General features: G+C 70.3%; 16 protein-coding genes. 2 read left to right on the top strand and 14 right to left on the bottom strand.

Annotated features, from left to right (window positions below; genetic code table 11):
* Nucleotides 1-10 precede the first annotated feature (10 nt).
* The 3 genes from E4T13_RS24715 to E4T13_RS24725 form a co-directional block, all read right to left on the bottom strand.
* On the bottom strand, nt 11-1,024 hold the full coding sequence (locus E4T13_RS24715; RefSeq protein ID WP_137181036.1) for a cytochrome d ubiquinol oxidase subunit II: 1,014 nt from the start codon (nt 1,022-1,024) through the stop codon (nt 11-13).
* A gap of 151 nt (nt 1,025-1,175) precedes the next feature.
* The gene (locus E4T13_RS24720) at nt 1,176-2,513 is read right to left on the bottom strand and encodes a cytochrome ubiquinol oxidase subunit I (RefSeq protein WP_137181037.1); all 1,338 of its coding nucleotides are present in this window, start codon (nt 2,511-2,513) and stop codon (nt 1,176-1,178) included.
* A complete protein-coding gene (locus E4T13_RS24725; protein ID WP_137181038.1) occupies nt 2,513-3,079 on the bottom strand; it encodes a GbsR/MarR family transcriptional regulator in 567 nt (188 codons plus the stop codon). Before E4T13_RS24725 ends, E4T13_RS24720 begins: the two co-directional genes overlap by 1 nt.
* Before the next feature lie 172 nt (nt 3,080-3,251).
* Between E4T13_RS24725 and E4T13_RS24730 the strand changes: the two genes are divergently transcribed.
* Nucleotides 3,252-4,082, top strand: a complete 831-nt coding sequence (locus tag E4T13_RS24730) for a CoA ester lyase (protein WP_137181039.1) — start codon at nt 3,252-3,254, stop codon at nt 4,080-4,082.
* 190 nt (nt 4,083-4,272) lie between these two features.
* On the opposite strand, the gene E4T13_RS24735 is transcribed toward E4T13_RS24730, so the two are convergent.
* From E4T13_RS24735 to E4T13_RS24755, 5 genes are all read right to left on the bottom strand, one after another.
* Nucleotides 4,273-5,865, bottom strand: coding sequence for an ABC transporter substrate-binding protein (locus E4T13_RS24735; RefSeq protein ID WP_170985232.1), 1,593 nt, complete (start codon nt 5,863-5,865; stop codon nt 4,273-4,275).
* Nucleotides 5,866-5,929: 64 nt separating this feature from the next.
* Nucleotides 5,930-6,622, bottom strand: a complete 693-nt coding sequence (locus E4T13_RS24740) for a glutathione S-transferase family protein (protein WP_137181041.1) — start codon at nt 6,620-6,622, stop codon at nt 5,930-5,932.
* A gap of 18 nt (nt 6,623-6,640) precedes the next feature.
* Nucleotides 6,641-7,222 (bottom strand): VOC family protein, encoded by a 582-nt coding sequence (locus tag E4T13_RS24745; protein ID WP_137181042.1) that lies wholly within the window; start codon nt 7,220-7,222, stop codon nt 6,641-6,643.
* A gap of 64 nt (nt 7,223-7,286) precedes the next feature.
* Complete coding sequence (locus E4T13_RS24750) at nt 7,287-7,652, bottom strand: hypothetical protein (RefSeq protein ID WP_137181043.1); 366 nt, start codon at nt 7,650-7,652, stop codon at nt 7,287-7,289.
* Between the two features lie 57 nt (nt 7,653-7,709).
* Nucleotides 7,710-8,504 (bottom strand): IclR family transcriptional regulator, encoded by a 795-nt coding sequence (locus tag E4T13_RS24755; RefSeq protein ID WP_137181044.1) that lies wholly within the window; start codon nt 8,502-8,504, stop codon nt 7,710-7,712.
* Between the two features lie 73 nt (nt 8,505-8,577).
* On the opposite strand from E4T13_RS24755, the gene E4T13_RS24760 reads away from it, so the two are divergent.
* On the top strand, nt 8,578-9,531 hold the full coding sequence (locus E4T13_RS24760) for a cupin domain-containing protein (RefSeq protein ID WP_137181045.1): 954 nt from the start codon (nt 8,578-8,580) through the stop codon (nt 9,529-9,531).
* Between the two features lie 98 nt (nt 9,532-9,629).
* Here E4T13_RS24760 and E4T13_RS24765 read toward each other — a convergent pair whose 3' ends face one another.
* The 6 genes from E4T13_RS24765 to E4T13_RS24790 are packed head-to-tail and all read right to left on the bottom strand — an operon-like array spanning nt 9,630 to nt 14,380.
* On the bottom strand, nt 9,630-9,986 hold the full coding sequence (locus E4T13_RS24765) for a hypothetical protein (protein ID WP_137181046.1): 357 nt from the start codon (nt 9,984-9,986) through the stop codon (nt 9,630-9,632).
* Nucleotides 9,986-10,936: a VOC family protein gene (locus tag E4T13_RS24770; RefSeq protein WP_137181047.1), complete on the bottom strand. Its 951-nt coding sequence runs from the start codon at nt 10,934-10,936 to the stop codon at nt 9,986-9,988. Before E4T13_RS24770 ends, E4T13_RS24765 begins: the two co-directional genes overlap by 1 nt.
* A gap of 11 nt (nt 10,937-10,947) precedes the next feature.
* Nucleotides 10,948-11,916, bottom strand: a complete 969-nt coding sequence (locus E4T13_RS24775) for a tripartite tricarboxylate transporter substrate binding protein (RefSeq protein ID WP_137181048.1) — start codon at nt 11,914-11,916, stop codon at nt 10,948-10,950.
* Nucleotide 11,917: 1 nt separating this feature from the next.
* Nucleotides 11,918-13,084, bottom strand: a complete 1,167-nt coding sequence (locus E4T13_RS24780) for an FAD-dependent monooxygenase (protein WP_137181049.1) — start codon at nt 13,082-13,084, stop codon at nt 11,918-11,920.
* On the bottom strand, nt 13,081-14,148 hold the full coding sequence (locus tag E4T13_RS24785; RefSeq protein WP_137181050.1) for an aromatic ring-hydroxylating dioxygenase subunit alpha: 1,068 nt from the start codon (nt 14,146-14,148) through the stop codon (nt 13,081-13,083). The genes E4T13_RS24780 and E4T13_RS24785 overlap by 4 nt, the downstream gene beginning before the upstream one ends.
* Before the next feature lie 4 nt (nt 14,149-14,152).
* A complete protein-coding gene (locus E4T13_RS24790) occupies nt 14,153-14,380 on the bottom strand; it encodes a recombinase-like helix-turn-helix domain-containing protein (RefSeq protein ID WP_137181051.1) in 228 nt (75 codons plus the stop codon).
* Nucleotides 14,381-14,392 lie beyond the last annotated feature (12 nt).

The raw sequence follows: 14,392 nt of genomic DNA on the forward strand, positions 1-14,392 counted from the left end.
CGCAACGCCCTCAATCGTAGCGCAGATCCATCGCCTTGCCCCCGAACACCCGCCAGGCCAGCACCGTGTAGGCCAGGATCACCGGCAGCACGAAGGCCGCGCCCACCAGGATGATCGTCAGGCTCTCCGGCGCGCTCGCCGCCTGGAACAGCGTCAGCCGCTCCGGCACGATGTAGGGGAAGAACGACCAGGCGAGCCCCGCGAAGGACAGGCAGAACAGCCCCACCGCCACCCAGAAGGGCAGCCGCCGCAGCGCGTCGCCCGGCAGCGGCATGTGCCGCAGCAGCGCAGCCAGCCCGGCGATCAGCGCGAAGGTCGCCAGCGGCAGCGGCGCCAGCAGCAACAGGTTCGGCATCTCGAACCAGCGCGCCATGATCCGTGCCGAGGCCAGCGGCGTCGCGACCGACACGCCGACGATCCCCGCTGCAACCACCCACAGCGTCCGCCGCGCCCAGGCGACCGCGCGCTTCTGCAAGTCACCCTCGGTCCGCCAGATCAGCCAGCAGGCGCCGATGAAGGCATAGGCCGCCGCGACGCCGAGGGCCGACAGCGCCGCGAACAGCAGCGCGCCGAAACCCTCGGCGAAGCCCAGCACGTAGCGCCCGAGCATCCAGCCCTGGGTCAGCGCCGCCAGCGCCGAGCCGCCGATGAAGGCATGGTCCCAGCGCCGCTTGTGCACGGGCGTCGCTGCCTTGGCGCGGAACTCGAAGGCGACGCCGCGCAGGATCAGCCCCGCCAGCATCAGCGCCACCGGCAGATAGAGCGCGGTCAGCACCATGCCATGCGCGGTCGGGAAGGCCACCAGAAGCAGCCCCACGCCCAGCACCAGCCAGGTCTCGTTGGCATCCCAGAAGGGGCCGATGGAGGCCACCATGCGGTCCCGGTCGCGCTCCTCCGGCACCGCGGGCATCAGCAGCCCGACGCCGAGGTCGAAGCCGTCCAGCACCACATAGGCCAGCACCGAGATCGCCATCAGCGCGGCGAAGACCAGCGCCAGGTCGTCGGCGGGAAGGAACGGCGTCATGGAGTCATCTCCTGCGTCGCCGCATGCGCGGCGCCGCGCTCAAGCGCCGGCGCCGGCCTTCGCCGGCTTGGCTCGCCGCACGAGCGGCGGCGACCATCCGGTCGCTCGGCCGGCGGCGCCGGCCGCTTGGGCGTGCGCTCGACGAAGCGCATCATGCGCTCGCCGGCAGCGGCTGGTTGCCCGGCAGGTGCTCCACGACATGCCCCTTCGCCGCCAGGCGGAACAGGGTGGCGATATAGGCCACCAGCAGCAGCACATAGAGCACCAGATACATCACGAGGGTGGAGGCGACCGCGCCCGCCGGCACCGGCCCCACAGCCTCCGCCGTGGTCAGCACGCCCGTGACCAGCCAGGGCTGCCGCCCGATCTCCGTCACATACCAGCCCGCCAGCGTCGCCACCCAGCCCGCGAAGGTCATCGCGACGAAGCCGCGCAGCAGCAGCGTCGGAAGCGCGCCGCGCCGCCACAGGAACCAGGCGCCGAGCAGCCCGAAGCCGATCATCAGCACGCCGACGCCGACCATGATGCGGAAGGCGAAGAACACCGGCGCCACAGGCGGATGCTTGCCCTCGAACTGGTCGAGACCGGGCACGACGCCATCCAGGCTGTGCGTCAGGATCAGGCTGGCGCCGTGCGGGATGGAAACCTCGAAGCGGTTGGACCGCGTCGCCTCGTCTGGGATGGCGAACAGGATCAGCGGCACGTTGCCGCCGGTGTGCCAGTGTCCCTCCATGGCCGCGACCTTGGCCGGCTGATGCTCCAGTGTGTTCAGCCCGTGCTGGTCGCCGACGAAGGCCTGCACCGGCGCCAGCACCGCCGCCATCACCACCGCCGTGCGCAGCGCCGCCGCGACCGCGGGCGCGCGGTCCCCGCGCAGCCAGCGGAAGGCGGAAATCCCGGCGATCAGGAAGGCGCAGGTCAGCCCCGACGCGATCAGCATATGCGTCAGGCGATAGGGCATGGAGGGGGTGAAGACGATCGCCCACCAGTCGGTCGCATGCACCACGCCGTCGCGCAGCTCGAATCCGGCCGGCGTCTGCATCCAGGAATTCAGCACCAGGATCCAGAAGGCGCTCATCGTCGTGCCGAAGGCGACCAGCACGGTGGCGGTGGTGTGGACCCAGCCCGGCACGCGGCGCCAGCCGAACAGCATGATCCCCAGGAAGGTCGCCTCCAGGAAGAAGGCGGTCATCACCTCATAGGCCAGCAGCGGCCCCGCGACATTGCCGACCTTCTCCATGAAGCCCGGCCAGTTGGTGCCGAACTGGAAGCTCATGGTGATGCCGGAGACGACGCCGAGCGCGAAGGACAGCGCGAAGACCTTCACCCAGAAGCGGTAGGCGTCCATCCACTTCCCGTCACCCGTGGCGTTGAAGCGCAGCTTGAAAAACAGCAGCACCCAGCCCAGCGCGATGGTGATGGTCGGGAACAGGATGTGGAAGGAGATGTTGGCCGCGAACTGGATGCGGGCGAGGGTGAGCGCTTCCATCATCTCGTGTCCTTCTTCCGGCGTCCGAGCGAGACGACCTTGTCCGTCGCCTCCACCAGGCGCGCGACGCGCGAGCCGAGCGCCAGAAGCTGCGCCAGCCGCTCCGTCTCCAGCTTCTTCACGTCCTCGTACCAGTTCGTCAGCTGCTCGATCAGCCCGTGCATCTCCGCCATGCGGGCCTGGGCGTGGCGCTCGGCCTCGCTCGCCGGCGCCTGCATCAGCAATTCGCGCAGCACGGAGAGGGTGGGGTCCACTTCCCGCTTCTTCCGCTCCTCCGCCAGCACGCGGAGGATCTCCCACACATCGCCGGGTGTCGCGAAATGGTCGCGCCGGTCATCCGGGATGTGGCGCACCTTCACCAGGTTCCAGGCCTGCAGCTCCCTGAGCCCCATCGAGACATTGGAGCGGGAGACGCCGAGCGCATCGACGATCTGGTCGGCATTCAGCGGCTGCGGCGAGACATAGAGCAGCGCGTAGATCTGCCCGACGGTGCGGTTGATGCCCCAGCGGCTACCCATCTCGCCGAAATGCAGCACGAAGGCCTGGATGAGGGGTGGAAGCTGCATTGTGTCCCGGTCGCTCGGCGCGCTGTCGTTGTCAGCCTTTTCGTTGCCAGCCACGAATTTCAGAAATTTCTGAAAGCGCAGTTAAGCCATCCTCCGACCATGTCAAGGTGGCAATTGTCGCGCTTGCGGGCGGGGGCTGCGCCGCGGCCGCAACTCTGGCACTCAACAGGCCATGAGCACGCCCGACATCGCCCTCGCCCGCAGCATCCTCTTCGTCCCCGGCCACCGGCCGGACCGCTTCGCCAAGGCGCTGGCCACCGGCGCCGACGCGGTGGTGATCGACCTGGAGGATGCGGTGCCGCCCGGCGAGAAGGCGGCCGCCCGCTCCGCCGTGCTGGACCGCCCCGCCCCGCCGGCCGGCGTTGCGCTCGGCATCCGCATGAACCCGCTGCCGACGCCCGAGGGCATCGCCGACCTCGCCGCGCTGATCGCCGCCGCCGCGCCCGACTTCCTGATGCTGCCGAAGGTGGAGGCGCCGGAGGAGCTTTCGGTCGTACGCCGCGCCTTCGCCCGCGCCCCGCGGCCGCCCCAGCTCATCGCCCTGATCGAGAGCGCGGAGGGCCTGGCGCGCGCCGGCGCCATCGCGATGGAGGAGGGCTGCGCCGCGCTGGGATTCGGCGGCGTCGATCTCTCCGCCGATCTCGGCTGCGCGGTGGCGTGGGAGCCGCTGCTGGTGCATCGCGCCATGCTGGTGGCCGCGGCCGCGCGGGGCGGGCGTGCGGTGCTGGACGTGCCCTTCCTCGACATCGCCGACGAGGCCGGCCTGGCCGAGGAGACGCGCCGCGTGCAGGCGCTGGGCTTCACCGCGAAGCTGGCGATCCACCCGAAGCAGGTCGCGCCGATCCAATCCGTGCTGACGCCGAGCGAAGCCCAGGTGGACTGGGCCCGCCGCATCGCCGCCGCGATGGACGCGGCCGCGGGCGGCGTCTGCGTGGTGGACGGCAAGATGGTCGACCTGCCGGTCCTCCGCGCCGCCCAGCGCGTGCTGGCCAGGGCGCGCTGAGCGGAAACCCGCGAACACTCCCTCCCCCGCCGTGCGGGGGCTTCGACGCCAAAGGCGTCGGAGGCCGGAGTTGCGGCGGGCTGCCGCCGCCTACGCAGGCTGGTCGGGGTGGGGGCCCGACCGACCTTCCCGTTTCCGCGCCGACAGCCCGCCCCCGATCAGCCGCACGCGCCGACAGCCTCCGCGCGAATCAGCCCTTCTTCACCGCCTGCGGCAGGAACGCCCCGTTGTAGTACGGCGTCACCGACAGCGGCTTGCGCGCGGCGTAGAGATACGCCGGGTGATAGATCATGTGGATGATCGCCTCCTCCCCGATCGCGACATCCGCCGCGCGCGCCAGCAGCGCGTTGCGCTTCGCCTCGTCCATCTCCGTCAGCGCCTGCGCCACCAGCGCATCCGCGCGCGGGCTGGAATGCCGCGTGCGGTTCGCGGTGCCGAGCCCCCGGTCGCGGTCGAAGGTGTGCACCAGCGCGCGATAGGCGTAGCTCACGTTGTCCGCGCCGTACTGCGCCGCCATCACGCTGAAGGTCTGTCGCGCGGCGGCCGGGAAATACGCCGCGTTCGGCATCGTCACCACATCCGTCCGCACGCCGATGCGCGTCCAGAACTGCGCGATCGCCTGCGCCACCTTCTCGTCATTCGGATAGCGGTCGTTGGTGGCGTGGATCGTCAGCTGGAAGCCGTTCGGATAGCCCGCCTCCGCCAGCAGGCGCTTCGCCTTGTCGGGATCGAAGGGCGTCACGCCGAGCGCCGAGGACGTGCCCGGCGTGCCCTCGGGCAGCAGGTTGGAGGCGACGGTCGCCGTGCCGTCCATCACCCGCTCCACGATCGCCTGGCGATTGATCGCCATCGACAGCGCCTGGCGCACCTTCGCATCCTTGAGCGGATTGCGGGTCATCGGCTGGCCATTGCTGTCCCGGACGAAGGGACTCGCATCGCGGTCCATGTCCATCGCCACATACATCACGCGCATGCCCGCGATCTGCGTGACGTTGAGCGCGGCGTCCCGCCTGAGCCGAGGCACATCCGCCACCGGCAATTCGTCGATGGCCTGCACGTCCCCGGCCAGCAGCGCCGCGACGCGGCTGGAATCGGTCGGGATCACCTTCAGGTTCGCCTGCGCGAAATCGGGCTTCGCGCCGAACCAATGCGGGTTGCGCTTCATCGCCACGAACTCGCCGAAGCGGTAATCCTCCAGCGTGTACGGGCCGGAGAACACCTTCACCTTCTGCGCGTTGAAATCCGCCGTCTTGAGATCGGGACCGAGCGCCTTCGACAGCACCGCGATCTCCGTCATGTCCTCGACCATGAAGGGGTAGGGGTTCGCCGTGTGGATGCGCACCGTGCGCGCATCCCGCACCTCCGTCCGCGTGATGGCGCGGACGAAGATGTGGTAGGCGCCGGCCGAGCCGGTGATCGTCGGGACCCGCGCCAGGCTGTAGGCGACATCGTCAGCGGTGATGGCGCTGCCATCGCTGAACTTCGCACCGTCGCGCACCCGGAAGTCCCACGCCCGGCCATCCTCCACCGGCTGCCAGGCATCCGCGACGCCCGGCTCCGGCTTGCCGTCCGGCGTCATGCCGACGAGGCGCGCATGCAGCGCGCGCAGCACGTTCTGCTCGCCCGACAGGCGGAAATGCGGATCCATCGAGGTGGGGCTGAGCTTGATGCCCGCGCGCAGCGTGTCCGCATCGGTCGATTGCGCACGCGCGACATGCGGCAGTCCGCCCGCGGCGGCCAGCGTGCCGGCCGCGATGCTGCGCAGGAATTCCGAGCGCTTCATTGCAAAGATCCTCCCTTGTCGTCCCGCGGCGATCATCCGCGCCGCGGGAGCAGGAGGCAAGCCGTCAGCCCTTCTGCGACTTCACCCAGCCGATATAGCCGCGCACATCCGCCGCGGGTTCGCTGTAGGCCGCACCGAGGCTGCTCTCCATCGCGTGCAGGAAGCCCTTCGCCCAATCCGGCAGCGGATAGTCGATGGCCGCAAGGAATTCGAGCGTCGCCGCCAAGCGGATATCGGCGATGGAGGGCGCGTCGCCGCCGATGAAGCGCTGCCCGCCGAGGTAGAAGTCGCGGAACACCTCCAGCGGCTTCGCCAGCGCCGCCACCGAAGCCTGCCGCGCCGCTTCCTTCGCCGCGTCATCGGCATCGCTCGCACCGACCTCGCCGGGATAGAGCGGGAAACCGAGCTTCGGATAGCAGGCGCGCGCGAGATAGGGGTACAGCGTGCCCGTCAGGTAGAACATCGCGCTGTCCACCATCGCGCGCTTTCCGGGTTCGGTCGGGTAGAGCCTCTCCAGCCCGTGCCGGTTCGCCAGGTACTGCATGATGGCGCAGCTTTCCCACAGCACGCCCTTGGGCAGCGCGGCATCCTCCAGCAGCGGCGTCAGATGCGACGGGTTGCGCGCCGAGAAGTCCGGCGTGCGCGTCTGGCCATAGGCGTCCACTTCCGTGAAGGGCAGCCCGGCCACGCGCAGGAACACGCGCACCGCCATGTTGTTCACGCTGGGCTTGATGACACTGAGCTTGAGCTCGGACATGGTTGCTGCTGTTCCTTCTCAGTACGGATGCTTCGGCGCGCGGTCCGCCGAAAGCGATTCCTGCCGCTGCGCCACCAGCGCCTCGATCGCGTCGGCCAGGTGGATCTCCGCGATGTTCGGGTCGCCGCGCGCGACGCGGATGCGATGCGCCTCGAACAGCACGTCCACATGCGTGGCACCCTGCGGCGGCTCAAAGCGGTAGCTGGCGAGTTCCACCAGCAGCCCCAGCGGATCCTCGAAATAGATCGAGTCCATGAAGCCGCGGTCCTTCACGCCGCTGTGGCGGATGCCGCGCTCGTCCAGCCGCTGCACCGCCTGCAGGAAGGTCGCGCGGGAGACGGCGAAGGCGATGTGGTGCACGCAGCCCGGCTCCGTCGGCGTGCGCCGCGGATCGGCCTTGCGCGATTCGTCGGTGAAGATGGTGATCAGCCGCCCGTCACCGGGGTCGAAATACAGATGGCTCTCGCTCGCGCGATCCAGGTTTGGCTGCTCGAAGATGAAGGGCATGCCGAGCACGCCCTCCCAGAAGTCGATCGAGGTCTGCCGGTCCGCGCCCACCAGCGTGATGTGGTGCACGCCCTGCGACTGCAGCTTGCGCATCGCCGCCTCCCAAGGATGGAAGGCAGCCTATAACAGCTTGCGCCGGCTGTGACCTCCCGCCGCGCTATCCGAACAGCGTCGCCATCAGGCCCAGCGCGACCAGCGCGCCGAACACCGCCGCGATCATCCCGCCCTTGCCGAGCGCCATCTCCCTGCCGGGATCGCCATGCGGCGCATCCGGCATGCGCTGCATCTCGCGGTCGCGGCGGATCATCTCCGGCGGGGTGGGGGTGCCGGCCGCCTCGGCGCCCGTGTCGCCATCCGCCATGCCGGGGTCGAACATGCCGACCTTGTCGCCCGCCACGCCCGCATCGATGTCCTGCTTGCGCTGCGCGCCGGCAGCCCCCGGCCCGCGGCGGGAGGCCGGTTGCGGCCGCGGATCGATCTCGGTCGGATCGTCGTGGCGGGGCAGTTCGTTGCGCTTGGCCATCGCCTGTCCTCCTCGCATCCAGGAGGCCAACGCGCGGGCGTCGCTCGGGCTCCGCTGTCAGCCCGCGAAACCGAGGCTCCCCGAGATCTCCGCCGCCGCTGCCAGCAGCGCATCCCGCGTGGCGCGCCGCTTCGGCTCCGCCGCATCGGACAGCCGCGCGGAGAGGTTGATGGCGGCCACCACGCTGCCCGCCGCATCGCGCAGCGGGGCGGCGATCGAGGCGACGCCGGCTTCGAAGCTGCCGAGCTGCATCACATGGCCGCGCGCCTGGTCCGCCCTCGCCTGGCGCGCCAGCACCGCGAAAGCGGGCAGCGGCAGCCGCCGCGGTGGCGCCGCCCGCAGCAATGCGGCGAGCGCCGCCTCCTCCAGCCCGGCAAGCAGCACCCGCCCCATCGCGGTGGCGTGCGCGGGCAGGCGCGATCCGACATGCACGATGCTGCGCAGCCCCCGCCGCGCCGGCACGCGCAGCAGATAGACCACCTCCACCCCCTCCAGCACGCCGAGATGCGCGGACCAGCCGGTGGCGTCGCGCAGCGCCTCCAGCACCGGCAGCGCCACGCCGATCACGTCGCGCGCCGGCAGCACGCCATGCCCCAGCCGCAGCAGCGCCGGCCCCAGCGCGTATCGCCCGCTGGCGGGGTCATGCAGCAGGAAGCCGAGCTCGGTCAGCGTGTAGACCACGCGGAAGATGGCGGAGCGCGTGACGCCCAGCGCGGCCGCGATCTCGCCCTGCGTCAGCCGCGGCGCCGCCGGCGTGAAGGCCGCCAGCACCTCCATCCCGCGCACCAGGCCCGGCACCAGGTAGCGGTCCTGCGGATCCACGGGTGTCCTGGCCGGGGGTGTTTTGCCCATGAAACGCAGCCTACGCCGCAGCGCGGCCTGACGCTATGGAAACCCCAGCCCATCCACGCCGAGGAGACGCACCATGAACGTGATGACGAAGCCCACCCCCACGCCGCTCGCCGCCGCGCTGCGCGGCAATGTCGTGCGGCACACGCAGAAGAGCTTCGACTGGGACGCCTTCCCCTCCAACCGCGGCTACCCCGAACTCGCCCGCGCGCAGATGCGCTATGTCGGCGCCGGCGGCAGCCCGAAGGTCGGCGAGCCCGGCACGCTCGCGCCGGAGCACTTCACCGTCAGCCTGATCCACAAGCCTGTCGGCAACTACGCCGCCTGCCACGCGCATGAGATCGAGGAGAGCTTCCTCATCATCGCCGGCGTCATGACCGTGGGCTGGGAACGCGACGGCGAGGTGTGCGAGGTGAAGCTCGGCCCGAAGGACATGATCCTGAACGCCCGCGACGTCGGCCACGGCTTCCGCAACGACGGGATCGAGCCAGTGCTGATGAGCATCAGCGTCGATGTCGGCAAGCCGCTGCCGCCGCGCTATCTGTATCATCCGAAGCTCGGCACCGATCCCGCGCTGGCCCGCAGCTTCGGCGCCGCGCCCGGCAAGACCATCCCCTTCGATCCCAATGGCGATCATCCGCTGCAGCAGCAGATGGCGCGCAACGTGATCCGCCACACCGAGCAGGCGCCGATCCGCGAGGCCGCCGGCTTCCAGCGCCGCGTCTATGTCGGCCCCGGCGGCGTGGAGAGCGACACCTGCCGCAAGGAGATGTACGAGATCCCCGCCGGCGCCGGCGTCCGCCCCTATGTCCGCGACGTGGAAGACGCGCTGATGGTGCTCGAGGGCAATCTCGTCGTCGGCTGGGAGGAAAATGGCGCGACGGTCGAGATGGAACTCGGCCCGCGCGACCTCGTGCTGAATCCCGCCAGCCGCAGGCACTGGTTCCGCAACACCGGCATCGGCCCCTGCACCGCCTGGTGCGTGGTGGGCGATGCGGCCGCCGAGAGCGTGCAATTCGAAGCGGCCTGAGATCGGAGCAACCCTGCGCCGCTCAGAGCCTCCCTCCCCCGCAGTGCGGGGGAGGGATGGGGTGGGGGCCGCGCCATCCTACGCCATCGGCGCGCCGCCTACGCCCCCTCCCACTCCAGCATCGCGTATTGAAAGAAATCCCCCCGCGCATCGTAGATCGTCACCGAGGCGCCCGCGGCCCCGCGCCCCGTGAAGCGTTCGCGCGAGACCGGATCGTACCCCGCGAATCCCACATCCCCGTCCAGCGCGAACAGGATCGCCGTGCCATCCGGCAGCAGGATGCGATCCGCTTCCGAGCGCACCTCGATGCCACTCGCCGCATCCACGAACCCGTCCTCGCGTGCAACGAAGGAGAAACTCTCGCCCGTTCCCAGCGAATGCATCATTGCCGGGCAGCGCCCGTTGCGCCGGCGCTGCGCTTCCGCGGCAATGATCCGGCGCAGCTCAGGCCGCATCACGCATGCCCGCGCCCGCTGTTGTCCACCGCCACCACTTGCCGCCGCGTGGTGCCGTCGATGCCGCCCGCGATCGCCCATTCCGCGAACAGCTCCGGCTTGCGCGTCCATTCCTGCGCCTGCCAGGCTTCCGTGCAGAAATCGTCGTCGGCGTAGTATTCCAGCGGCGGCCCCAGCGGATTGTGGAAATACCAGAAATAGGCCGAGGAGATCGGATGCCGCCCCGGCCCGATCTCGGTCTTCCAGCCCTTCTGCGCCATCGCGATGCCGCCGCCGATCACCTCATGTACGTCCGTCAGCGTGAAGGCCACATGGTTCACGCCAGGCTTGCCGGGCCGGTTCAGGACGAAGACGTTGTGGTGCTCGCCGCGCCGCTTGCAGCGCAGGAACACGCCATGCCCGGGGTATTCGTCGGACACGATGAAGCCCATCGCCCGCGTGTAGAAATCGCGCATCGCCGCGAAATCGGCGGCGAACAGCACGATGTGGCCCAGCTTGATCGGGTCCGCATGGTCATGCACCGGGGATCGCCGGTCGATGCGGCCCGGATTGCCCGGCGCGTTCACCGGCGTCGGCGTCACCTGCACGGCGCGCCGCCGGCTCACGCGGAAGGCGTGATGCAGCCCGTTCGGATCCACCGCGGCCGGCGCGCCATCCGCGCCCATCACCAGCGCGCCCGCCTCCTTCAGCCGCCCGAGCGACTCCGCCAGCGCCGCCTCGTCCTCCGCGCCCCAGATCACCTGGCGCACCGTGTTGCCCGCCTCGATGGCCGGCGGCAGGTCGGGAGAATCCTTCGGCCGCACGATCACCTCGCCGCCGTCCCGCGTAGCATAGACCAGGCGGTCCGGCGCCACGGAGACGCGATGCAGCCCCCAATCCTCGCAGAAGCGCTGCGCCTCCTGCATGTCGGCGACGCCGAAGACCACGGCGTCCACGCCCGAGAATCCCATCGTCCTGCTCCTCAGCCCGCGGTGATGCCGCGGGCGCGGATGATCTCCGCCCACAGCGCCGTCTCGCGCTTCAGCCGCGCGGCGAAGACCTCGGGCGGCTCGCAAACGATCTCCAGCCCCTGGTTCGCCAGCGTGTTGCCAACCTCCGGCGCGCGCAGCACCGTCTCCGTCGTCGCGGTGATCGCGCGCACCGTCGCGTCCGGCGTCGCGCGCGGCACCAGCAGGCCGTACCAGGAGGTGACGTCGATGTCGAAGCCGCTCTCGGCAAGGGTCGGCACATCCGGCAGTTGGGGCACGCGCCGCGCCGTGGTCACGGCCACCGCATGCAGCCGTCCCTCGCGGATGCCCGGCAGCACGACCGGCAGGTTGCTCGACAGCAGCTGCACGCGCCCGCCCAGCAGATCGGTCAGCGCCTGCGTCGTGCCGCGATAGGGCACGTGCTGCAGCTCGATCCCCGCCTTGCTGCGGAACAGCTCCATCAGCAGGTGCAACTGGCTGCCGACGCCGGAGGACGCATAGGCGATGCTGTCCGGCCGCGCCTTCGCCGCCGCAACAAGCGCCTGTGGCGTGCGCAGCGGCGTGTCCGCGGGACCGACGATCACGTTCGGCGTGGTCGCCATCATCGAGACGGGCGCGAAGTCGCGCTCCACGTCATAGGGCAGGTTACGGATGATGGTCGGGCTGATCGTCAGGTTGCCCGCGGGGATCACCAGCATCGTCGTGCCATCCGCCGGTGCGCGGCGCACCAGGTCGATGCCAATCGTGCCGCCGCCGCCGGTGCGGTTGTCGACGGAGGCGACCACGCCGCTGCGCTGCTGGAAGCCCTGCGCCAGCACGCGCGCCAGCACGTCGATCGGGCCGCCCGGCGTGAAGGGCGCCACCAGCGTGATCGCGCGGTTCGGGAAGCCCGCGGGCACGCCCTGCGCATGCGCCGGCAGCGCGAAGCCCGCGCCGAGCGCGAGGAAGGTGCGACGCTTCATCTCAATTCTCCATCAGGGCCGGCACGCCCAGCGGCACCGACCACGCATCGTAGCCATAGACCCAGTCGGCATTGCCGCCTTCGCGCAGCCACTGGTTCTGCCGCGAGCCGATCTGGATGCGCCCGGTGCGCGCCAGGCGCATGCGCTCGTACTCCGCGAAGGCGGTGGGCAGATCCGGCGCCTGCTGCACGCAGCGCGCCAGCGCCACGCCATCCTCCACCGCCTGGCAGGCGCCCTGCGCCATGAAGGGCAGCATCGGATGTGCGGCATCGCCCAGCAGCGTGATGTGGCCGCGCGACCAGAAGGGCAGGGGATCGCGTTCCCACAGCGCGGTCTTCAGCACGGCGTCGCAAGCATCCAGCAGCGCGCGCGCTTCCGGGTGGTAATCGGCATAGAGGTCGCGCAACTCCTCCACGCTGCCCGGCTGCGTCCAGCCCTCGTGCCGCCAGCTTTCCTGCCCGATGGTCGCGAAGATGAAGATGTCCTCGCCGCGATTGAGCGGGAAGGTGACGATCTGGCTGTGCGGATTCGGCCCCCACCATTTGGTGAAGCTGTCGAGATTCGGCTGGCCCTCGAGCCTGGCGCGCGGCACCACCGCGCGGAACGCCACCACGCCGGTGAAGCGCGGATGCTCCGTTCCGTGCAGCGCCGTGCGCGCGACGGAATGGATGCCGTCCGCGCCGACCAGCGCCTGCACCCGCTCCTCCCGCCCATCGGCGAAGCGGATGCTGGCGTGGTCGCCTTCCTCCACCACTTCAACCGCACGGCGGCCGAGCTGGATCGCATCCTCCGGCAGCGCCGCTTCCAGCGCGGAGAGCAGGTCCGCGCGATGCAGGGTGAGCTGCGGCGCGCCGTATTTCTCCTCCGCCGCGTCCGCCATCGGCAGGCGCGAGGTCTCGGCGCCCGTATCCCACATGCGGCTGATTCGGAAGCGCGGCCGCGCCGCCGTCTCGCGCAGCGCGCCGCCGAGGCCGAGCCCGTCCAGCGCGCGCACGGCATTCGGCGTCAGGTTGATGTCGGCGCCGACGCGCGAGAAGCGCGAGGCCTGCTCGAACACCATCACCTCGCGCCCCGCCTTGCGCAGCGCGATGGCGGCGACGAGGCCGCCGATTCCGCCACCGAGGATCGCGATGGGGGCTTGCTGGCGCGATGGATGCGGCGCGCTCATGCCTTCCCCGCTTCCTTCAGCGCCATCAACTGCCCGCGCGCTTCCTTCGCCAGGTAGCGCCGCAGGCGGATCAGCCCGGCATCGTGCTGGTAGAGCATCTCGTGCTTCTCCAGCCCCAGGCCGCAGCCATCCATCATCTCGCGGTCCTGCTCCAGCACGTGCCAGTGCCGCGGCTCCAGCTTGGTGCGGTACAGGAAGCGCCAGACGTCGCGCTGCCAGCCCTCCACCTTGCGCACGCGGAAGAAGAAGCAGGCGGAGTTGGTCTCGTCGATCGGCGTGATGACGGAGACGATGCCGAAATTCCCGCCGGGGCCGCCGGTCTTCGGATAGGGGATCTCCAGCCGCACATACAGCGCGCCATCGTCCAGGAACTCCGACCAGTCGAAGTTCACGTCGCGCTGGCCCGCCTTCTCGAACACGAAGCCCTGCGGCGTGTCGCGCGTGACGAAGGTGGCCTGCGTGTCGCCCTGGTACATCGTGTGCGAATTGGCGTGCAGGAAGGTCCCGTGCATCGGGTCCATCAGGTTGTCGTAGATGTAGCGCCAGGACGCGTTCCAATCCGCATAGCAGCAGAAGCTGCCCCATTCGCCGCCGGCGAGCTGTTCCGGCGGGTTGAACGGTGCGGCCTCCGCATGCAGCGCATCGCCGAACCACACCCAGATGGCGTCGGCGCATTCCACGGCGGGGAAGGTCTTCACCGCCTTGCGCCCTTCCAGCGGGCAGCCCGGCTGGCCCGGCACCGCCAGCACCGTGCCATCCGGCCCCACTTCCACGCCGTGATAGGCGCAGCGAAGACGGTCGCCCTCGTTCATCCCGCGCGAGAGCGGCACCGCGCGATGCGGGCAGCGATCCGTCTGCACATGCACCGCCCCCTGCACGTCCCGCCACAGCACGATTCTCTCGTTCAGGCGCGTGAGACCGACGGGTCGCCCGCCCGTCTCCACGAAGCGGCTCGGCAGCACGGGATACCAGCGGTTCCGCAGGCCCGTGGCGAGCGCGGCCTGCACCTCCTTGTCGGTCGGCGTCGCGAGCCCCGCGGCGGGGCGTTCCAGCACGCTGCTCATCGCCTCACGCTCCCAATTCGCGCATCAGCGCGCAAAAGCTTTCCTCGGTCCAGGCGCCGCCGTCGCGCGGCCGCACGCGCGAGGCGTTGAGCGCCGCGACCAGCGCGGGCAATTCGTGATGCCCGTTGCCGAAGGCCTGCTCGATCGCGCCAGCCAGCGCCATCTCCCAGTCGGTCGGTTCGCGCATGCGGGACTGGTGCGGATCGAGATAGGGGAAGCGGTAGGTCGCCATCGTCCTGCTCCC

Source organism: Roseomonas sp. AR75 (assembly GCF_005222815.1).
GTDB lineage: Bacteria > Pseudomonadota > Alphaproteobacteria > Acetobacterales > Acetobacteraceae > Falsiroseomonas.